The sequence below is a fragment of the Amycolatopsis roodepoortensis genome (assembly GCF_014873915.1).
GTDB lineage: Bacteria > Actinomycetota > Actinomycetes > Mycobacteriales > Pseudonocardiaceae > Amycolatopsis > Amycolatopsis roodepoortensis.
Map to the genome: position 1 here is coordinate 1,346,400 of NZ_JADBEJ010000005.1, position 19,883 is coordinate 1,366,282.

General features: G+C 69.3%; 15 protein-coding genes. 5 read left to right on the top strand and 10 right to left on the bottom strand.

The genetic code is table 11. The annotated features are described in order from the left end of the window. Positions 1–279: 279 nt before the first annotated feature. The 3 genes from H4W30_RS25645 to H4W30_RS25655 all read right to left on the bottom strand — a co-directional run bounded on the left by H4W30_RS25645 (position 280) and on the right by H4W30_RS25655 (position 6,176). Positions 280–3,156, bottom strand: a complete 2,877-nt coding sequence (locus H4W30_RS25645; protein ID WP_192746820.1) for a S8 family serine peptidase — start codon at positions 3,154–3,156, stop codon at positions 280–282. A gap of 213 nt (positions 3,157–3,369) precedes the next feature. Next, positions 3,370–4,932, bottom strand: a complete 1,563-nt coding sequence (locus H4W30_RS25650) for a deoxyguanosinetriphosphate triphosphohydrolase family protein (RefSeq protein WP_192745192.1) — start codon at positions 4,930–4,932, stop codon at positions 3,370–3,372. Positions 4,933–5,051: 119 nt separating this feature from the next. After that, the gene (locus H4W30_RS25655) at positions 5,052–6,176 is read right to left on the bottom strand and encodes a hypothetical protein (protein ID WP_225949871.1); all 1,125 of its coding nucleotides are present in this window, start codon (positions 6,174–6,176) and stop codon (positions 5,052–5,054) included. Positions 6,177–6,337: 161 nt separating this feature from the next. Between H4W30_RS25655 and H4W30_RS25660 the strand changes: the two genes are divergently transcribed. Together H4W30_RS25660 and H4W30_RS25665 are read left to right on the top strand one after the other, a co-directional pair. Next, positions 6,338–7,465 (top strand): lycopene cyclase family protein, encoded by a 1,128-nt coding sequence (locus H4W30_RS25660; protein ID WP_192745194.1) that lies wholly within the window; start codon positions 6,338–6,340, stop codon positions 7,463–7,465. Between the two features lie 72 nt (positions 7,466–7,537). Beyond that, a complete protein-coding gene (locus tag H4W30_RS25665) occupies positions 7,538–9,223 on the top strand; it encodes an EAL domain-containing protein (protein WP_192745195.1) in 1,686 nt (561 codons plus the stop codon). Between the two features lie 18 nt (positions 9,224–9,241). Here the strand turns inward: H4W30_RS25665 and H4W30_RS25670 are convergent, their stop codons facing one another. Genes H4W30_RS25670 through H4W30_RS25680 form a run of 3 tightly spaced genes read right to left on the bottom strand, consistent with a single transcriptional unit; the run spans position 9,242 to position 12,361 of the window. Then, positions 9,242–10,402 (bottom strand): sulfotransferase family protein, encoded by a 1,161-nt coding sequence (locus tag H4W30_RS25670; RefSeq protein ID WP_192745196.1) that lies wholly within the window; start codon positions 10,400–10,402, stop codon positions 9,242–9,244. 10 nt (positions 10,403–10,412) lie between these two features. After that, positions 10,413–11,195 carry an SDR family oxidoreductase gene (locus tag H4W30_RS25675; protein WP_192745197.1) on the bottom strand — a complete coding sequence of 261 codons (783 nt, stop codon included), beginning with the start codon at positions 11,193–11,195 and terminating at the stop codon, positions 10,413–10,415. Then, on the bottom strand, positions 11,192–12,361 hold the full coding sequence (locus H4W30_RS25680) for a DUF1214 domain-containing protein (RefSeq protein WP_192745198.1): 1,170 nt from the start codon (positions 12,359–12,361) through the stop codon (positions 11,192–11,194). Before H4W30_RS25680 ends, H4W30_RS25675 begins: the two co-directional genes overlap by 4 nt. An 87-nt stretch (positions 12,362–12,448) precedes the next feature. Between H4W30_RS25680 and H4W30_RS25685 the strand changes: the two genes are divergently transcribed. Further along, on the top strand, positions 12,449–13,327 hold the full coding sequence (locus tag H4W30_RS25685; RefSeq protein ID WP_192745199.1) for an IclR family transcriptional regulator: 879 nt from the start codon (positions 12,449–12,451) through the stop codon (positions 13,325–13,327). 115 nt (positions 13,328–13,442) lie between these two features. On the opposite strand, the gene H4W30_RS25690 is transcribed toward H4W30_RS25685, so the two are convergent. Next, a complete protein-coding gene (locus tag H4W30_RS25690) occupies positions 13,443–13,910 on the bottom strand; it encodes a nuclear transport factor 2 family protein (protein ID WP_192745200.1) in 468 nt (155 codons plus the stop codon). A 77-nt stretch (positions 13,911–13,987) separates the two neighbouring features. Between H4W30_RS25690 and cysD the strand changes: the two genes are divergently transcribed. Beyond that, on the top strand, positions 13,988–14,896 hold the full coding sequence (gene cysD / locus H4W30_RS25695; RefSeq protein ID WP_192745201.1) for a sulfate adenylyltransferase subunit CysD: 909 nt from the start codon (positions 13,988–13,990) through the stop codon (positions 14,894–14,896). Next, positions 14,896–16,722: an adenylyl-sulfate kinase gene (gene cysC, locus H4W30_RS25700; protein ID WP_192745202.1), complete on the top strand. Its 1,827-nt coding sequence runs from the start codon at positions 14,896–14,898 to the stop codon at positions 16,720–16,722. The genes cysD and cysC overlap by 1 nt, the downstream gene beginning before the upstream one ends. A gap of 225 nt (positions 16,723–16,947) precedes the next feature. Here cysC and H4W30_RS25705 read toward each other — a convergent pair whose 3' ends face one another. Genes H4W30_RS25705 through H4W30_RS25715 form a run of 3 tightly spaced genes read right to left on the bottom strand, consistent with a single transcriptional unit; the run spans position 16,948 to position 19,883 of the window. Beyond that, positions 16,948–17,985, bottom strand: a complete 1,038-nt coding sequence (locus tag H4W30_RS25705; RefSeq protein ID WP_192745203.1) for a serine hydrolase — start codon at positions 17,983–17,985, stop codon at positions 16,948–16,950. A gap of 18 nt (positions 17,986–18,003) precedes the next feature. Beyond that, positions 18,004–18,657 (bottom strand): response regulator, encoded by a 654-nt coding sequence (locus H4W30_RS25710; protein ID WP_192745204.1) that lies wholly within the window; start codon positions 18,655–18,657, stop codon positions 18,004–18,006. Beyond that, a complete protein-coding gene (locus H4W30_RS25715) occupies positions 18,654–19,883 on the bottom strand; it encodes a sensor histidine kinase (protein WP_192745205.1) in 1,230 nt (409 codons plus the stop codon). Before H4W30_RS25715 ends, H4W30_RS25710 begins: the two co-directional genes overlap by 4 nt.

The following is a 19,883-nucleotide window of genomic DNA, read 5'->3' on the forward strand; positions in this document are numbered from 1 at the left end:
GGGGCATCGGCCATGTCGCGAAAGCCACTTTCGGGACATCTGACGTCGCGAAAGTGGCTTTCGCGACCCGGCCCCGACCCGCCTGGCATGCCGGGAGGCCCTGCCCGTGCGGCTGTCGCCGTTCCGCGGCACCGGCAGGCGCGTGCGGGCGTTGCGAAAGCCACTTTCGCAACGTTAAAGGTTGCGAAAGTGGCTTTCGCAACGCCCCCAACCCGCGTGAAGGCCCCCTTCCCTCGACTCAGCCGAGCGAAGGGGGCCTTCACGCGCAGACCGAGAGGACTAGACCGGCTTCACCGGCCCCCGCCCCACCGACTTCCCGACACCCGCGGGCCGCTCAGCCACGCCGGGCTGAACGAAACCGTTGATGTGCAAGGAGACCGCGCGGATCGACCCGGTGTCGCCACCGGCGACGTCCACCGCGGTGAACTTCCAGGTGCCGTCGGCGGCACCGGCGGCCAGGCCGCCGAGCGCCTGTGCCGGCTTGTAGGTGCCGGTGAACGGCGCGTTCGCCGCGCTCACCGAACTGAACGCGGCGGCCGCGGTGTCGGCGAAGACGACCTGGCACAGGTTGTTCCCCGAGCCGCCGCTGCGCTGGAACACCGTCGCCTTCGCGCCCGAGGGCGACGTCAGCGTGCCGACCAGGTCACCGACGTACGAGTGGTTGATGCCCACCGTCGCCGAGGTCTGGTCGGTGCTGCAGGTCGCGCCGTCCACCGAGAACGTCAGCTTCGACGCGCGCCCGACCCCGCTCACCGTGATCGGCACGGTCACGCCGGTCGGGTCGCTGTCCGGGATCGCCACGGCGTCACCGACGTAGGCGAAGTCCCGCGACACCGGCGACGGGGTGCCGACCGGCAGCGAGAACGTGGACGTCGTCGGCGAGTACGAACCCGCGAAGGTCACGCGCGCGTTCAGCACCACCGGCACCCCGAGTTCCTGCGTGGCGGGAACGGTGATGGTGAAGTCGTTCACGCCGGTCTGCCCGGGGCTGATCGTGCCGTACGACTTCGACCGCGGCGCCACCGTGACACCGGGGGTCGGGCTGGAGAGCACGACGCTGGTGGACGTCGCGGTGCCGTCGCCGCGGTTGGTCACCGGAAGGGTGACCTTGGCGGTGTCGCCCGGGTCGAGCGCGGAGCCGCCGTCGGCCGGGGTGACCGTCGGCTGGCCCGCGGACGCGAGCGGCTGCGGGCTGGCGCCGGTGTAGGCGAGCACCTTGTCGGCCAGGATGACACCCGCGCCGCTGGAGTTGTCGCGGCCGGGGGCGAGGATGTCGACGGCGGTGTTGACCAGCGCCTCGCGCACGTCGGCCGGGGGCAGCCCCGGGTTGCCCGAGAGCACCAGGCCCGCGATCGCGGCGGCGTGCGGCGCGGCGGCCGAAGTGCCGTAGAACGTGGTGAAGCCGGTGACGCTGGTGGAGACGCCGTCGGCCGCGGTGATGTCCGGCTTCGCGCGGACCTCACCACCGGTCGCGGACACGTTGCCCGGGGTGATCGGCGTGCCGTCGGCCTGGTAGAACATCCGCCGCGGACCGTCCGAAGTGAACCGTTCGACCTTCGTGGCCGCGCCGAACGCGCCGGGGAACGGACCGGCCGGGTTGGCCGGGTCGCCCGGTTCGAGGGCACGGGGGAACGCCTTGGCCGCCGGTGCCGCCGCGACGCTGAACGCGTCCCGCGCGGCCGAGTGGCCGACGGTCACGCCGGGGCTGGTGTAGGCCTTGAGGCCGTCGGCCGAGTCGGAGAACCGGCCGCGCAACGCGGACAGCGACAGATAGCGGCCTTCACCGGAGAATTTGACGATGGCCAGACGCAGCCCGGTTCCGCCGGCGGCGGGCGTGTCCACCCGCTCGTAGGCGTCCTGCGTGCCGGTCTGGTTGTCCTGGCTGAAGTCCACGACGTTGCCCGCCGCGTTCAGCAGATACAGGTCGTAGTCGTTGTTCGACGCGCCCAGCGGGTCCGACCAGAACAGCGTGACCGGGATCCGCGCCGAGGAGGCGTCCGAAATCGGCTCGAAGATCTGGTTGCCCGCGGCACCGGCGAAGTTGTGCGCGGTACCGGCGAATTTGCCGACGCCCTTGCCAGAGTCGACGAAGTCGCCTTCCCAGTGGCCGGAAGTGCCGTCGGTGACGTTGCCCTCGTTACCGGCCGAGGAGAAGTACAGCGCGCCGTCGGCGGTCACGTCGTTCACGGCCTGGGCGATGATCCAGTCCTGGAACGGCGATTCCTTGAAATACAGGACATCGTCGACGATGACGTCGCAGCCCGCGTCGAACCGAAGTTTGCGGATGTTGTCGGCGAAACTGGCGTCGGAGTTGAACGCGCTGGCGAAACCGAGCGACGCGTTCGGCGCGAGATCGTGGATGATCTCGAGCATCGCGGTGCCCTCGTCGCCGTCTCCTTCCTGGCCCGGGATCACGTCGATGCCCGCCGGGAGTTCGCCGCGTGCCTGCGAGGTCGCGAGCGAGTCGATACCGTCGGACAGCGCGCAGATCTTCGTGCCGACGCCGGTGACGCCGAACTGCTGGCGCGCGGTGTCGGCGTTGTGCGCGCGATCGCCCTCGCTGTTGACCGGTCCGGCCGCGATACCCGGCTGCGCCTTGGCGTCGACGGCCTTCTTCAGCTCGTCCGCGATCCGGGCGGCCTTCTCTTCCTTGCTTTCGCGCTTGCCCGCGACGGCGGGTTCGGCGAGCTGGCGGGCGGTGAACGCCTCGTTGGCGGTCTCGACCTTCTTGACGTCGGCGCGGGCCGCGATCGCCGGGACCGCGTTCAGCGGAACCTCGGCGCGCACGCTGCCGTACCGCTGCGACACCGCGCGAATCCCCGCACCGGATTCACGCAGTCCCTTGAGGAGTTCTTCCGAGACCTGGCCACGGACGTCCACGAGTACGGTGCCGGCCGCGGAGACATTCGCCCCAGACCCCAGTGCGGGAACCGCGGAGGCCGACATCCGCTGCGCGCGGAGTTTCTGTTCGACGAGCAGCCTGCTGTCCACTTTGGACTCGCCGGCGTTCTGGCTCTTCTTGATCGACTGCAGTGCCTCGATCTGCCGGACGGTGTTCGCCGAGAACGCGTCCGGGGATCCGTTTTCCGCCGCCGCGCCGGGCGGGCTCACCAGGCCGAGCGCGGTGACGAGGGCAGCGGTGCCCGCGGTCAGGATCGTTCTTCTTCTCCTGCTAGAACGGGTTGGACGCACGTGCGCCTCCGATTCCTAGGCGCGTGCCCCGACTCACGCTGACCGACGCCGGCGATCACCGGCTCGATCAAGCTAAGTACCGGGCGTGCACCGGCGGCAGGCGCCGTTCGGGTGACGTCGGATGGGTATTTTCCGGATTCGGCCGCAGGCCGTGGGCCGTTCAGGGTAATCGTGTCGTCACAGGACGAACGAGTCCGACCAGGGCTGGGAAGCACGACCGGACAAGCCGTCCATAAGGGTCACCGCCTGCTTGTCCGTCAGCGAAGCCACGAAGTCGACGACCGCCCGCCCGCGCGCCAGACCGCGGACGGCGTCGGCACCGGTGACCGGTTCCCCGGTCGCTCCGATGAGCAGTTCCGGCGACGTCCGCGCCAGCGCGGAGAATTCGGACTGGGCCAATTCCACCAGGTCGTGCAACCGTCGCGGGAGCCGGTAGAACTCGTCGCGATCGAGCAGCCACGCGTCGAGCGCGTCGACCAGCGTGGTCACCAGGCTCGCCTGTCCTCGTTGGTGCAGCGCGAGTTCCGGGCGCAGCAGCACGAACCGCCGGTGCACGAATTTCAGCACCTGCACCTCGTGCCACTGGGCGGGACGCAGCGTGAGATGCCCCGTCCGGGTCGACGGTGAAGCCACCACCTGGACACCGTCGACGAGCCGCGCGGTCCATTTCGCGGAGAAGGCGGCGGTGGCCTGTTCGGCCTCGATGGACCCGTCGAACCCGGTGGCGAGCAGGCCGTCGACGAGTTCGGCGCGGACACGGGCGACGGCGCTGGTGAAGGCGTCGTCGTCGACGATCCAGCCGTCCTTGGCGTGCATGCGGCGGCGCAGCCGTTCCAGCGAGCGGCCGGGCAGCCGCCGTTCGGCGGTCAAGGTCGCGTCGTCCAGCGCGGCCAGTTCCAGCGCGTGGTCGACCCAGCCGGAGAACTCGGCGGCGACCGGCGCGTGCTGCAGGACCCCGATCCGGTGGAAGTCCTGGAGATCGTGGATGGCGTAGGCGATGTCGTCGGCGGTGTCCATCACGGACGCTTCGACGGTCTGCTGCCAAGGTTCGATCCGGCCGTCGAACGGGGCACGCGCCTGGGTGAAGTCGTCGAGTTCGGTGCTGTAGGCGGAGAACTTGCTCGCGCCAGTGCCGGGGGCGTCGGCGGGCTCGGCCGCGCCGCGCGGCTGGACGGGCATCGACGTCGGATGCGGGTCGGGCACGTGCAGCCGCGCCCACGGGTACTTCAGCACCGCGGCGCGCACCGCCGTGGTGAGGTCGAGCCCGGAGGCGGACGGGCCGCGCACGTCGGTGGTGGTGATGATCCGGAACGACTGCGCGTTGCCTTCGAAACCGTCGGCGAGGCCGAAGCGGTGGCGGGCGATCCGGTCCAAAGTCTGCTCGCCGAGGTGCCCGAAGGGCGGATGTCCCAGATCGTGCGCGAGCGACGCGGCCTCGGCGACGTCCGGATCGCAGCCGCCCAGTTTCGCGGCGAGCTCGGCGGAATCGCTGCTCGCGTTGATCCGCTCGGCGATGGCGCGCGCGACCTGCGCGACCTTGAGGCTGTGCGTGAGCCGGTTGTGCAGCAGGCCGGAACCGCCGGCGCTGACCACCTGCGTCACCCCGCCGAGCCTGGCGAAGAACGGCGACGCGGCGATCCGGTCGCGGTCGATCCGGAACGGGCTCGTGGCGAGGTCGGTGAACCCGGCGCTCTCGCTCTCCGGATCGCGCCGCCACGTCCTCGGGTCCGTCTGTTCCATGCGTGACACCGTATCCGTCGGCGCCGCATGACGAGATGTCAAGGGTGTCATCCGGAGCCAACGTCGGCGGCCCCTCGGCAGCCACCCTCTCCTGTGTCAACCCCAAGCGCGACCGTGACTCACCAGTATGACTCGTTGGTCCACGGTTCGAACACAGCGAACTCGAGCACGTCGTCGTCTTCGTCCAACCCTGCCAGGCCTTCGGTGCTGTAGTTGCCGCGTAACCACTCCAGCAATGTCGTTATCAGCCCGTACGGCAGGGGTGGGCCTTCGTGGGCATGCCGTGGCGCGATGGCCAGCGGCCATTCGTCTGGGTCACCCGCTGTCATCCAGCCGAGGACATCACAGTCGATGGATTCGGCGAATGGGAGAAAACCGCCGACCTCCGGCCAGACGGTATAGGAATAGGATGCCGGGAAGTTCTCCCGTCTCCGGCGGTATCCATCGAGGTAGTCGGTCGCGTGTCTGGGGTATTTGGCGGGGTCCAGCGGTGTGTAGAACCGGAGGAACTCGCCCCAGGCTCCGGCGCCGTAGTGACTCATGAGCGTCACGTAGTTCGACGGCAGCGGGGTACCGAGCTCACCGAACAGTTCCTCCCAGGTGCGGCTGCCCAGATACGGCGTGTCCGGTGGAGGCACAAGCTGAACCAGAGCGTCCAGACCGGTCCCGGTGGTGACAGCAGCGCGGCGGCGTAGGTCCTCGGGCGGAGGTGGCGAAGGCGGCGCCCAGGCGACCGCATCGGCGAGGAAAGCTGTCCGCCGCGCAGTCGCCGACAATGGACCCAGCAGTCGACCGCCGTGCAGTTGCAACCCCTCCCCGACGATCACGTCGAGCAGGTCCGCCAATGGCATCCCGCAGTAGACCCACGGATCGGTGTGGTTGTGACGGTCGAACACGACGACCGGCCACAGGTCGGGATCCGACGAAGCAGAGGTGTCCCAGAACAGGTCCTGCGACGCGCGGGTCGTTCCCCACGCAAACAGGCCGCCCGGTTCCGGGTGGAACTGAGGTACCTCGATTCCCTTGTCTCGCGACGACCGCCGGGCCGACCTATGGGTGTCAGACAGCCAGTCACCATAGTCGAACCGATCAGGCTGTGAGCACGGCACATGAAGCCAGACGAACTCGCCGATGTCCAACGGACCATGGGCAGCCAACGCTTTGTAATCAGCGGGCAGAGTCAACCCAAGCCACGATTGGACAGCGTCCCAGTCGATCGGGATCGGCTGTCCAGAGATCTGCATGACCGGATCATCTCGCATACGGAATCCGGCCATGACAGGGCCACTGACATCCGACTGTCGGCCAACAAGACGCAAGAGCCCGAGCTGGGAACCGGGTCAGGCCTGCCGCTGCCGCGGGCCGGCTACCGAAATCCGAGAAGGCGCTCTGAGACACTGCGCAGGTGACGGACGTGGTGATCGCGGGTGGCGGCCCGGCGGGGCGGGCGCTCGCGCGTGCCTGCGCCCGGCGCGGCCTGGAGACGATCCTCGTCGACCCGGCGCCAGGACGGCGCTGGCGGGCGACCTACGGGTTGTTCGCCGACGAACTGCCCGCGCTGCCCGGGAGCGCCGTCGCGTGCGCGCCTTCGACCACGCTCGCCTTCGGTACCCGGCCGCACGTGCTCGATCGGCAGTATCTGGTGCTTAACAACGACGGCCTGCGCCGGTGGCTCGACCGCGGTTACGACGTCGTCGCCGGGACGGTGGCCGGCGTGGACCACGGCGGGCAGGGTTCGTCGGTGCGTCTCGAGGACGGACGAACCCTCGCGACCGGCCTGTACGTCGACGCGTCCGGTGCCCGGCCGCGAGGCGTCCGGTACGAGCAGACGGCGTTCGGCGCCGTCCTCCCGGCCGAGGACGCGCTGCGCCTGGTCGACGCTCCGGACACCGCCGTGTTCATGGACTGGCGGGAGGCCGAGTCCGGATTCCTGTACGTCCTGCCGCTCGGCGACGGCACCGTCCTGGTCGAGGAGACCTCGCTGGCCCGCAGGCCGGGCCTGCCGACCGACGTTCTGGCGGCGCGGCTGCGAGCCCGGCTGAGTGCCGTCGGTCTGACGTCGCGCGGGCGCGAGGAGCGCGTCCGGATCGTGCTCGACGTACCGGTGCCCCGCCGCGGCCGGACCGTGCCGTTCGGGGCCGCCGGCGCGCTGGTGCATCCGGCGACCGGGTACAGCGTCGCGACGTCGATCCGGCTCGCGGAACCGGTGGCCGACGCCGTGGCCCAGACTTGGGATCGAGGGCCCGCCGCGGCGGCGTCGGCCGCGCACCGCGCGCTGTGGCCGTCTTCGGCACGCGCCGTGCACGGATTGCGACGGCATGGCCTGCGCGCGTTGTGCGGGATGCCGCCCGAACTGGTCCCGGTGTTCTTCGATCGGTTCTTCACCTTGCCCATCGCGCATCAGCGGGCATTCACCAGCGGTCGCGAAGATATTTCGGGTACCACCGAAGCAATGTCGGCGCTTTTCCGGTTGTCACCATGGCCAGTAAGAAAACACCTGATCGGGTGGCGTGCGTTACGCCGTTCTAGGTAACCCAGGTGCCTTCACGATGAACATCAGTTGACACGTATTTCGTTTCGTGCCGCCACCCGCGAACATTCGCTTGTGACGTTGCAGATCGCTGTCCGCTTCGCTTACCAGCCGTTGTACAGCCTGCACACCGGTGGCGTCGTCGCGTTCGAAGCCTTGGCCCGGCCAGGCCGCGGCACCGCCCACGAACTGCTCGCCGACGCCCGGCGCAGCGGCAGGCTGGCCGAGGTCGACGTCGGCCTGGCCGCCGAGGCCGTCCGGCAGCTGCGCGAACCGCAGTCCACCCTCCCCCTGCACCTGAACCTGTCCGCGCGGACGGTGGCGGCGCCGCCGTCACAGTTCGACCCCCTGACCGACGCGCTCAGCCTGGCGGGCCGCCGGACCAGGGACGTCGTGCTGGAGATCGGGCCGCCGTTCACGCAGATCCCCGCCGACCTGCTGCTCACGGGCATGCGACGGCTGACCGAAGTCGGGTTCCGGCTCGCGCTCGACGGCCTCGGCCGCGGCGACCTCCCGCTCACGCTGCTCGCTTCGGCGCCCGTCGACCTGGTGAAACTGGACCGCAGCGTGCTGCGCGGCCTGCCGCACGACCCGGCCGCCGTCGCGGTGGTCGAGGCGGTACTGCACTTCGCGTCGCGCACCGACAACCGTCTGGTCGCCACCGGTCTCGAAACCACGGAGCAGCTGGAGTCCGCGCGACGGCTCGGCGTGCGGATCGCGCAGGGCAACCTGCTCGCCCCGCCGGACGGCGACCACGCGCCGCTTCCCGCGCCGGACGCGCCAGGGCCGTTCATCCCCGGCACCGCCCGCGCGCGCCGCGTCGGCGACTTCCTCCGGCCCGCGACCACGCTGCCGGAAGACGCGACGTGTGACGACGTACGCGAGGTGCTGGCCGCCGCCGACGGGCCGAGCGGCATCGTCGGCATCGACGACCGGCACCGTCCACAGTGGTCGATCGACCGGACGCGGTTCCTGGTCGCGGTCACCGGGTTGTACGGTCACGCGCTGCACGCCAAGCGGCCGGCGTCGCGGCTCGCCGACCGGCCGCACACGATCCACGCCGACGCGAGCGCGCTCGAATTCCTCGAACTGGTCACCGACGCGGACTGGGGCCGGACCGGTGACGACGTCGTGGTGGTCGACGACCGCGGCCGGTGTGTCGGCGTGGTACTGGTGAACGAGGTCGTCCGCGGGGTCGCGGAGGCGAAGGTCGAGGAGGCGGTCTCGCTGAGCCCGCTGACCCGCCTGCCCGGCAGTGACGCCGTCGCCAGGGACGTCGACCGCCGGATCAACGCGCGGGAGCCGTTCGTCGCGGCCTGGCTGGACGTCGACTCGTTCAAGACGGTGAACGACACCGCGGGGTTCGCCGCGGGCGACGACCTGATCCGTGCGCTCGGCCGGACCCTCACCGATCTGGAGGCCCGGCTGCGCCGGATGCGTGTCAGCCACGTCGGCGGGGACGATTTCCTGATCGCCTGCGACGTCGACGAGATCGGCACGGTCGCCGCCGCGCTGCTGGACACGGCGTGGTCGGCCGACGGGCTGCCGGTGACGGTTTCGCTGGCGACCCTGGTGTGCGGGCACGGCGCGATCCGGTCCTACAAGGACGCGTCCCGGCTCCTGGCGCCGCTGAAGAAACGCGCCAAGGAGGTCCCCGGGTCGAGCTGGGTGCTCGGGCGGCCGGGTTCGGACCGGGTCGAGGTCCTGCGCGGGATCACGACGCGCGGCCTCCCCTCGCAACGCGCCGCCGCCGGCTTCTGACCCCGCATTTCGTGGTTTTCAGAGATCGTAGGCGGCGCGGTAGGCCGAGAAGCGTTCGTCGACCTCGCCGGCGGTGAGCCCGAAGTTCGCGAGGTCGTACCGATGCACGGGTTTCCTTTCCCCGGACCGGCTTTCGGCGTGCACCACGGTCATCGCGTCCCGGGCGACGTCGCTCAGCGGCAGCCCGAAATGCCGGTAGACGCCCTCGACCGTGCCGATCGGGTCGGCGACGAAATCCTCGTACCGGACATCGCAGAACTGCGCCGGATCGTGGCGTTTCCTTGCCTCCAAAGACTTTTCCGCACCGCGCGCCCAAAGATCCAGCTGGTTGCGGCCGATCACGTCGCCGCGGAAGACGTCGGACCAGCCCGCCGAAGCCTGCTCGTTCAGGCTGCACACCGACGCGACGATCGTGCTCGGCGCGCGATGGGTCTGGACGATCAGCGCGTCCGGATACACCTCCAGCAGCGCGTCGAGCGCGAAGAGATGGCTCGGGTTCTTGAGCACCCAGCGGCGTCCGGCGTCCGGCAGGCCGATGAGCTGCAGGTTGCGCCGATGCCGGCGATAGGCGTCGGTCCAGCTCTGCCCGTCCAGCCAGCGCGAGTACGAGGGCACGTGCGCGAGACATTCGTAGGACACCGATTTCAGCGACTGCCGCAGGAGCTGCCAGCATTCCTCGACCTGGTCGGCGGACATGTGGTGCAGGCCCATGAACTCGGGATGTTCGACGTGGTGCTTCTCGTAACCCGCTTGGATCCCTTGGAAGACCGGATTCTCCGCCCAGGTCTCGCGCGGCGGACGCGGTTGCGGCACCTCGGTCAGCCAGACTTCCAGCCCCTGATGCGCCGGGTCCTCGGTGAGCAGCCGGTGCAGTGCCGTGGTCCCCGTGCGCGGCAGGCCGGTGACGAAGATCGGCCGCTCGATGGGAACCTCGGCGTATTCCGGATTCTGCTTCCACGAGGCCTCGCTCAACGACCTCGCCACCAGTGCGCCGCGCAGGAACGCGCGATGGATCTTGTTGCCGTACGGGGTCAGACCCGCCTCACCGGCGTACGAATCCAGCAGCACGCGGAGACCTTCGAGATGATCGTCGCCGCCGAAGTCGTCCAACCCGGTGAGTTTCGCCGCCGACGCGTGCAGATCCTCCACGGTGCCGACGTTTTCGCGCCCTGGCAGCATGTTCTCCCTCTCAGTGGTGGTATTCGCCGGCGTTGACATCGAGGCACTGGCCGGTGACACACCGGGCGAGCGACGAGGCCAGGAACACGACGGTGTCGGCGATCTCGTCCGGTTCCGGCAGGCGGCGCAGGTCGATCGTCTCCGCCGTCTCGGCGTACACCTGCTCCGGCGGCACCCCGCGTTCCTTGGCCAGGTAAGCGAAGTACCACTTCAGCGAGTCCGCCCAGATGTAGCCGGGAGCCACGGAATTGACCCGGATCCCGCGCGGCCCGAGTTCCGAGGCGAGGCTCTGGGCGAGCGCGAGCAGGCTCGCCTTCGCCATCTTGTAGGCGCCGAACGTCCGCCGGGAATGCCGCAACACGGCCGAATTGATCATCACCACCGAACCGCCGCTTTCGGCGAGCGCGGGCGTGAACAGGCGCGTGAGCCGAAGCGCGGCGAGCACGTTGGTCTCGAAGCCCGCTCGCACGTCGGCGAGGTCGACGTCGGCGAGATCCATGATCGGCGGGATGGCGAAAGCGTTGTTCACCAAGGCGTCCACCCGGCCGAACGCCTCCAGCGCGGCCTCGGTGAGGTTCGCGGCCGAAGTGTCGTCGGTGATGTCGGTGGGCACGGTGACCGCGCGGCGGCCGAGCGCGTCGACCTCCTTCGCGACCTCGGCGAGCCGGGATTCGGTGCGGGCGGCGAGGACGACGTCGGCGCCCGCCGCGGCACAGCGCGTGGCGATGGAGCGGCCGAGCCCGGGACCGACACCGGAGACCACGACCACCTTGTCCCGCAAGAGATCCGTCATCCCAGCATCCTCGCCGCGACCGCCTGCTGACGGGCCGAGATCCGGTCCGCCCACTCTTGTGGGGTCACGCGCGCCTCGTCGTAGAAGGGCAACCGGTCGGCGAGTTCGCCGAACTTCACCACCTCGACCTCGGGACCGTCGGCCTTCTCCAGCGCGCGGGACAGGCGCTGCCACCGGATCTGGACGTAACCGCGGTCGTGTCCGGTGCGTTCGAGCCAGTTCGCCAGGCCGGGGTCGCGTTCGCTGATCACGAAGCGGATCTTGCCGTCCGGGTCGACCCGCGCCTGGTCGGCGGTGAGGCTCGTCTGATGGTTGATGTAGTCCAGCGAGAGATACCAGACGCTGCCGAGCTGGATGCCCTGGTACGGCGCGTCCGAACGCGGCACCGTCACGATCATGACCTCTTCGTCGCCGAGTTCGTAGTGCCCGGCCGAGGAGTACTGCGTGGTCAGGCCGCCCGGCGTCGGCCGCGGCTCGGTCATCGTGTTCACCGGCAGGTTCAGGTAGAACCATTTCGGGAAGGCGAGGAAGGTGCGGAGCCTGCTCAGCAGGATCTTGCCGGTCACGCCGTAGCGTTTGGCCAGCCCGTCGCGGGTGAGTGGCTCCGGCGCGCCACCCGCGGTGTCGGCGCACTGGATCTGGATCGTGCCGCGGCGCTCGGTGGCCCAGTCGCTGTAGACCTCACGCACCACGAGCATCGACGAACCCGGGCCGAGCACGAAATAGTTGGGGCCGGGGTCGGGTTTCGCCGGCCCGAAGCGGAGTTCGAACGAGCCGTCCTCGGCGATCTCGATCTCGCGGTCGTCGAAGGCGGCGAGGCTGTCCGGCACCTCGACGGGCGAGTAGTCGCCGTTGAGGACCTGGAAACTGACGTCGGCCGTGCTCCCCCGCGTCCCGGTGACGACGTATTCGCGGTCCTCGCGGATGTTCGCGTTGAAGTACAGCGTGTCCGGGTTGTCGAGGCCCATCTTCGTGTACGGCCCGGTGGACTGGGTGAAGAACGGATAATCCCGTTCGTAGGCCCACGCCATCTGCAGGGACGCGCGGATGCTGCCGGCGAGGTAGTCGTACCCCTCGACCAGATCCTGTTCGGTCCGGATGTGCGGCGCCTCGGCGATGATCTTCTCGGCTTCGACGATCGCGTCCGCGAACGGTTGAGTGAGCACCGGCGACTCCTCATACTGGTACAAATACGTACCGGCTTGGTACGTTCTTCGCGCCATCAGACTAGAACGCGTTCTAAGGATGGGTCAATGCCCCGGCACTCCCCGCCCACCGAGCGAGTCGTGCGGCTGCTCGACTTCTTCGCCGCGCACCCAGGCCGCCGCTTCGGCCTGTCGGAACTCGCCCGCGAGCTGGACCTGGCCAAACCGACCTGTCTCGGCATCGTCACCGAACTGACGGCGGGCGGCTACCTGGTCCGGGATCCTCAGCCGGTCACGTACCGGCTCGGCCCTGCGATGGTCGCCGCCGGCCGCGTCGCGAGTGAAGGCTTCGGCGCGAGCGAGGTCGCGCGACGTCATCTGGAGGAGCTGAGCAGGCGATACGGCGCCACGTGCACGGCGTCGGCCGTGGTCGGCGACCGGATCCTGATGCTGCAGAGCGCCGGTCCCGGCCGGATCAAACTGGGCGAGACCTACCCGTTCGCGCCGCCGGTGGGCCTGATGTACGTGCTGTGGGATTCCGACGCGGCGTTCGACGCGTGGCTCGCCAAACCGCCGGCGGTTCCGGTGCGGCTGGACGAAGCACACCTTCGCCGCGTCGTCGCCGAATGCCGGGAGCACGGTTACCTGGTCGAGAGCCTGACTTCCGCGGGCCGCCGGCTCTACGCGCTCATGGCGGGCGTCGGCGCGGAGGAACTCCCGCCGGAAGTGCGGGGTCTGGTGGGAGAACTCGTATCGAGCCTCGGCGAGCGCGTCTACCTCGGCGCCGATCTGGAGCCGCGCCGCAAGCACGCGGTGAGCCTGCTCGCCGCGCCGACGTTCGACGCTTCAGGACGGCAGGAACTCGTGCTCACGCTTTCGGTCGGCGAACCGATCACCGGCGCGGAGATCGCGCGGCGGGGCGCGGCGCTGGTCGCCACCGCCGATGCCGTCACCGCCGAATCCGGCGGCCGGCACCCCCGCGTTTAGGCCTCTAAATGCGAGCGTCGCGAAGGGCACCTTCGGGACGTCCAACGTCTCAAAGGTGCCCTTCAGGACAGGCGAGCCCGCCCCGCCGCCGCATTTAGAGGACGAAATGCGGGGGTCAGGAAGCCCACCGGTTCGCGGTCAGCTTCAGGCTCGGCACGTCGTCCATCGACATCATCGTTTCGTACAGCCGGTCGTACTGGGTCGAGGCGGTCAGCCACACGCCGTCCACCCGCCGGTAGGTGTCCTCGTAGTACGCCGCGCCCTCGATGATCACCCGGTGCTCGGGCACGATCACCTTGTCCCGCATCAGCCAGGTGCCCGTCGCGGTGTCGCCGTCGACGTCGATCTCCGGCTGCCCGGCGAAGTGCACCGTGGTGATACCGGGGCCGACGGCGTTCCGAAAGAACTCGACGATCGCTTCGCGGCTTTCGAAGGTCAGCGGTTTGCCGTACGACGGCGTGCCGTAGCGCGCGTGCGCGTCGGCGGTCAGGGTCTCGGCCATCTCGTCCCACAGCTTGAGGTCGAGGCAGCGGAGGTAGCGGGCTTTGAGGCGACGGATCTCTTCGAGCGCGACCAGGTCCATGCCGACAGCGTCCCCCAGCCCTTGACCAAGCACAAGAACTTGTTCTACTTTTCTGATCTCGAACCACGGAGGTCACGATGGCGTCCCCGGCATACGAGCTCACCCATCTCGAAGCACTGGAAGCCGAAGCCGTGCACATCTTCCGCGAGGTCGCGGCGACCTTCGAACGGCCGGTCCTGCTGTTCTCCGGCGGCAAGGACTCGATGGTGATGCTCCACGTGGCGGCCAAGGCGTTCTGGCCGTCGCCGCCGCCGTTCCCGGTGATGCATGTCGACACCGGCCACAACTTCGACGAGGTCATCGAGTTCCGTGATCGCACCGTCGGCGCGTACGGGCTCAGGCTCGTCGTCTCCAGCGTCCAGGACGACATCGACGCGGGCCGGGTCGTCGAAGACCCGAAGGCCGGCCGCAACCGTCTCCAGACCGCCGCCCTGCTCCGCGGGATCCGCGAGCATTCCTTCGACGCCGTGTTCGGCGGAGCGCGGCGCGACGAGGAGAAGGCCCGCGCGAAGGAGCGCGTGTTCAGCTTCCGCGACGAGTTCGGCCAATGGGACCCGCGCAATCAGCGGCCGGAGCTCTGGGACCTCTACAACGGCAGGCACCGCAAGGGCGAGCACATCCGCGTCTTCCCGCTGTCGAACTGGACCGAACTCGACATCTGGCAGTACATCGAAGCCGAGAACGTCGACCTGCCGTCGATCTACTACTCGCACCGGCGCCCGGTCGTCCAGCGGGACGGCATGCTGCTCGCGCACACCCGGTTCCTCACCTTGAACGAAGGCGAAAGTCCTTACGAGGCAACAGTTCGCTTCCGCACCGTCGGCGACGCGACCTGCACCGGCTGCGTCGAGTCGACGGCGACGTCGCCCGGCGAGGTGGTCGCCGAGGTGGCGGTCAGCAGGCTCACCGAACGCGGCGCCACCCGCGCCGACGACCGGATCTCCGAGGCGGGCATGGAAGACCGGAAGAAGGAAGGCTACTTCTGATGAGCGCTTCGCTGGTCCGCCTAGCGACCGCGGGCAGTGTCGACGACGGGAAGTCGACCCTGATCGGCCGTCTGCTGTTCGATTCGAAGACGGTGTTCACCGACCAGCTCGAAGCCATCGAACGTGCCGGCCGCGACCGCGGCGAGGCGTACCCGAACCTGGCGCTGCTGACCGACGGTCTCCGCGCGGAACGCGAACAAGGCATCACCATCGACGTCGCCCACCGCTACTTCGCCACGCCCCGGCGGAAATTCATCATCGCCGACACGCCGGGACACGTGCAGTACACCCGGAACATGGTCACCGGCGCGTCCACCGCGGATCTGGCGCTGATCCTGATCGACGCCCGCAAAGGCGTGCTCGAACAGTCACGACGGCACGCGTTCCTGGCCAGCCTGCTGGGGATCCCGCATCTGGTGCTTTGTGTCAACAAAATGGACCTGGTCGGCTGGTCCCAGGAACGCTTCGAAGAGATCCGCGAGGAGTTCCGCCGCTTCGCCATGAAACTCCAGGTGCACGACCTCACCTTCGTGCCGATGTCGGCACTGCACGGTGACAATGTCGTACACCGCGGCACCAGTATGCCTTGGTACGAAGGAACTTCCCTGCTGCACCATCTCGAACAAGTGCATGTCGCCTCGGATCGCAACCTCATCGACGCGCGATTCCCCGTCCAGTACGTGATCCGGGAGCACAGCCGTGACTTCCGGGGCTATGCGGGCACCGTCGCGGGAGGGGTGTTCAAGCCCGGCGACGAGGTCGCCGTGTTGCCGTCCGGTTTCACCACGACGGTGCGCGCGATCTGGGGCCCGGGTGGCACCACGGTCACCGAAGCCTTCGCCTCACAGGCCGTCACGATCGAACTCGAAGACGATCTCGACCTCGGCCGCGGTGACCTGATCTGCCGCCCCGGAAACCGGCCCCACACCAGCAGGGACGTCGACGCGATGGTGTGCTGGTTCTCCGAGCAAAGCTCACTGACACCCGGCTCCACCTACGTCGTGCGGCACACCACCAGGGAGACCAAGGCCGAGATCCGCGAGCTGGACTACCGGCTCGACGTCACCACCCTGCACCGTGACGAGACCGCGAAGTCGTTGTCCCTCAACGAAATCGGCCGGATCCGGCTGCGCGCGCGGCAACCGCTGCTGTTCGATTCCTACCGCCGCAACCGCTCCACCGGCGGCTTCCTCCTCGTCGACGAGCACTCCGGGGCGACGGTCGCGGCGGGAATGATCACCGGCCCGAGCGTGACCGCGTCGAACGTCGTCTGGCACACCGCCGCGGTCAGCAGGGCGGAGCGAGCGACACGGGGGCTCACCGTCTGGCTCACCGGGCTGTCCGCGTCCGGGAAGTCGAGCGTGGCAGTGGAACTGGAGCGGCGGCTGGTCGCCTCCGGCAGGCCCGCGTACCTGCTGGACGGCGACAACCTCCGGCACGGGCTGAACGGGAACCTCGGTTTCAGCCCCGCCGATCGCGCCGAGAACGTCCGCCGCGTCGCCGAGGTCGCCAAGCTGTTCGCCGACGCCGGGGTGGTGTCGGTGGTCTCCCTGATCAGCCCGTACCGAGCCGACCGCGAACTCGCCCGCGCCGCACATGAGGCGGCCGGGTTGCCGTTCCTCGAAGTCTTCGTCGACACGCCGCTCGAAGTCTGCGAGGACCGCGACCCCAAGGGGATGTACGCGAAGGCGCGGGCCGGCGAGATCAGCGGGTTCACCGGGGTCGACGCTCCCTACGAGCAGCCGGAGAGCCCGGATCTGGTGCTGCGCCCGGAAAACGGGGATCCGGCCGCGATGGCCGCGCTGATCCTCGCCGCCCTGGGGTAGCTGAACTCATAGCGACCTGTTGAGGGATCAGGCGTGTTGTGAAAGCCACTTTCGCAACCGCCAACGTTGTGAAAGTGGCTTTCGCAACGTCGGCGGGTGGCTCCAGAGGTCGATCGTGATGCGACGTCGCCTCGGTGCCGGCACAGCACGTCGCGAAAGCCACTTTCGCGACGTCTGATGTCCCGAAAGTGGCTTTCGCGACATGAGCACCGACTCCAGCGCCCTTCAGCCGCCGTTGGTCGCCCGATACGGAGCGGTCGCGTACGTGCGCGCACCGGCGGCCGTCAGCTTCTCGACCGAACGGAACATCGTCTTCCCGAGCTTCGCCCGCGCCTGCAACGCCGGATGCGTCGCGGCGTAGTCGTCCTTGTTCACCGCCGGATCGCCCGCGAACTCACCGGAGGCGAACAGCGAATAGGTCAGGACCGGCTTGCCGTCCGCGCTGAACATCACCCCGGCCTCGTTGCGGCCGTCGTTGAACCAGCCCGCCTTCGTGGCGACCCGCAGCCGCTCGGCCGAGGTCAGGCCGAGCCGGACGCCGTCGGTGAACGCGCTCAGCGAACGCAGGATGTTCAGCAGGTACTCGGTCGACTTCGCCGAAAGCAGCGTCCCGCCGACCAGTTTCCGCAGCAGCGTATGCATCTCGGCCGGGGTCGTCTTACCGAGGAAGAAGCGGTTCGGGTTCGCCACCGGAACGACCTGGGTGTGCACGAATCCCTTGCCGCGCAGGATCTCGTTGAGCTCGGCGGCGGGGCAGACCAGCCCGCACAGGCGGACGGCGGTGTTGTCCGACAGCGTCAGCAGCGCGGCCATCGCGTGCCCGAGCGTCACCGAACTCGGGTACGCGCCGTCGAGGGCGAAGATACCGTCGGTGTCCTTGATGACGATGTCGGCCGTTACGTCGACGCGCTGGTCCAGGGTGAGCAGCCCGCGGTCGATCTTGTCGAGCACCGCGGTGGCGACGGCGATCTTGTTGACGCTGTACGCCTCGACGACGTCGTCGGCCCGCTCGGACACGGCGGGCACCAGGTTCCCGGCGGAATCCGCGACGCTGACATACGACGACCAGGTGCCGCCCGCCTTCGCGGTTTCCCGGGCGTACACGGCGGAAATCCGGCGCGCGGCGGCCGAGGCGTCGGCGGCGGGAGCGTCTGATTCGGACTCTTCGGCGGCCTGAGCGAGATGCGCCGTCCCGAGCACCGCGCCCGCGGCGGCGACCGTGCCCAGCCCCAGCAGGCGACGGCGATTGACGTTGGTGTCCACTCCGGAACCCTACCGCGGTCAGCCCGCCGGTGTGACGAATCCGGTGTCGTAGGCCTTGATCACCGCTTGCGTCCGGTCCCGCGCGCCGAGCTTCGCGAGCACGTTCCCCACGTGCGTCTTGACCGTCTGCACACCGAGGTACAGCTCGCCCGCGATCTCCACATTGGACAGTCCACCCGCCATCAGCCGCAGCACCTCGCTTTCGCGTTCGGTGAGCCCGGCGCCGGCGAGACCGTCCCGCGGGCCCCGGTTCGCCTGCTGCGCGGCCAGCCGCCGGATCGCGGCCGGGAACAGCAGCGACTCCCCCGCCGCGACCGTCCGGATCGCCGCGACGATCTCCTCGGGCCGGGCGCGCTTCAGCAGGAAGCCGCTCGCCCCGGCGAGCAGGGCGTCATAGACGTAGTCGTCGTTCTCGAAGGTGGTCACCACGATCACCTTCGGCGGATTGTCCATGGTCGACATCAGATGCGTGGTCGCGCGGATACCGTCGACCGAGGGCATCCGGACGTCCATCAGCACGACGTCGGGCCGGGACCGCGAGACCAGCCCCGGCACCTCGGCCCCGTCGGACGCTTCGCCCACGACCTCCAGGTCGGGCTCGGAGGCGACGATGGCCCGCAGCCCCGCCCGGATGAGCTGTTCGTCGTCGACCAGCAGCACCCCGATGCTCATCGCCGATTCCCCCATGGCACCGCCACCTCGACCTTCCAGAATCCGTCCGCCCGGCCCGCGGTGATCGTGCCTCCGAGCACTTCCACCCGTTCCGTCATTCCCCGCAGCCCCCGGCCGCCCCCGTCGCGTGACGGCTCCGCGGCGCCGAGCGGGTTGGACACCCGCAGGCGCAACAGCTCCGTCCCGGCGTCGACGAGGACCGTCACCGGAACCTTACCGGCGTGCCGCAGCGCGTTCGTCAGGCATTCCTGCAGGATCCGGTACGCCTCACGGGAGACGACCGGCGGCACCGAAGCCGGTTCACCCCGCACCTCCGCCGACACCTCGGCGCCCGCCAGCCGCGTCGCTTCGACCAGCGCGGGCAGCTCCGCGAGACCTGATTGCGGCGTCCGCGACGATGCCTCGTCACGCAGCAGGCCGAGCACGTGGTCGAGATCGTCCAACGCCGCGCGGGCGGATTCCTCGATGGCGGTGAGCGCCTGCTCGGTGAAATCGGGATCCGACCGCAGCGTCCGGCGCGCGGCCCCGGCCTGGATGGTCACGACGCTCAGCGCGTGCCCGACCGAGTCGTGCAGTTCGCGCGCGAGCCGGTTGCGTTCGGCGAGTTGTTCGGTGCGCTTCTCCAGCTGGGCGATCCGCTCCGCGGCCGAGATCCCCAGCAGGCTCTTTGCGCAGCGGGTCAGCACCGCACCCGCTCCCCACACGACATAGGCGAGCACGACGACGCCGAGCAGGAACGCCAGGGGGATCCACGCGCTCGCCCAGCCCCTCGGCACCTCGATCGGGTCCTCGGTGGACAGTGCGATCCGGCCGGTGAACGGGGCCGCGATCGTGAATCCGAACGCGACCGGGACGACGAGGCTCGCCAGGCTGATGACACAGCCGGTGCTCACGTGCAGCAGGAACATCGCGGTCGACCGCAGGCGGACGGGCCAGTTCGTCGCGCGCCCGAACGTCACCCCGGGGACGGGATCGTCCAGGAGTTCCCGTACGGCCGCGCCCTCCAGCACCCGGACGGCGGGGATGAACGACGACGCGACGATCACCAGGACGGCGGTGATCATCGCGATGACGAGCCCACGCTCCACCGTCACCACAAGGGGAAGCAAGGACGGCACCACGATGGCGGCGAAGAGGATGTACGGCACGCTCAGCGCCCCACCGAGGATGAAATACACCCAGCGGCGGTAGGTCGCGCGGTCGACGAGCGGGCCGAAAAGTCGCAT

What these genes read in the sequence shown, in the direction of transcription:
- H4W30_RS25715 (WP_192745205.1), bottom strand. Translation starts at nt 19,883, where the DNA reads ATGCGACTTTTCGGCCCGCTCGTCGACCGCGCGACCTACCGCCGCTGG.
- H4W30_RS25655 (WP_225949871.1), bottom strand. Translation starts at nt 6,176, where the DNA reads ATGCAGATCTCTGGACAGCCGATCCCGATCGACTGGGACGCTGTCCAA.
- H4W30_RS25670 (WP_192745196.1), bottom strand. Translation starts at nt 10,402, where the DNA reads ATGCTGCCAGGGCGCGAAAACGTCGGCACCGTGGAGGATCTGCACGCG.
- H4W30_RS25690 (WP_192745200.1), bottom strand. Translation starts at nt 13,910, where the DNA reads ATGGACCTGGTCGCGCTCGAAGAGATCCGTCGCCTCAAAGCCCGCTAC.
- H4W30_RS25685 (WP_192745199.1), top strand. Translation starts at nt 12,449, where the DNA reads ATGCCCCGGCACTCCCCGCCCACCGAGCGAGTCGTGCGGCTGCTCGAC.
- H4W30_RS25710 (WP_192745204.1), bottom strand. Translation starts at nt 18,657, where the DNA reads ATGAGCATCGGGGTGCTGCTGGTCGACGACGAACAGCTCATCCGGGCG.
- cysC (WP_192745202.1), top strand. Translation starts at nt 14,896, where the DNA reads ATGAGCGCTTCGCTGGTCCGCCTAGCGACCGCGGGCAGTGTCGACGAC.
- cysD (WP_192745201.1), top strand. Translation starts at nt 13,988, where the DNA reads ATGGCGTCCCCGGCATACGAGCTCACCCATCTCGAAGCACTGGAAGCC.
- H4W30_RS25650 (WP_192745192.1), bottom strand. Translation starts at nt 4,932, where the DNA reads ATGGAACAGACGGACCCGAGGACGTGGCGGCGCGATCCGGAGAGCGAG.
- H4W30_RS25675 (WP_192745197.1), bottom strand. Translation starts at nt 11,195, where the DNA reads ATGACGGATCTCTTGCGGGACAAGGTGGTCGTGGTCTCCGGTGTCGGT.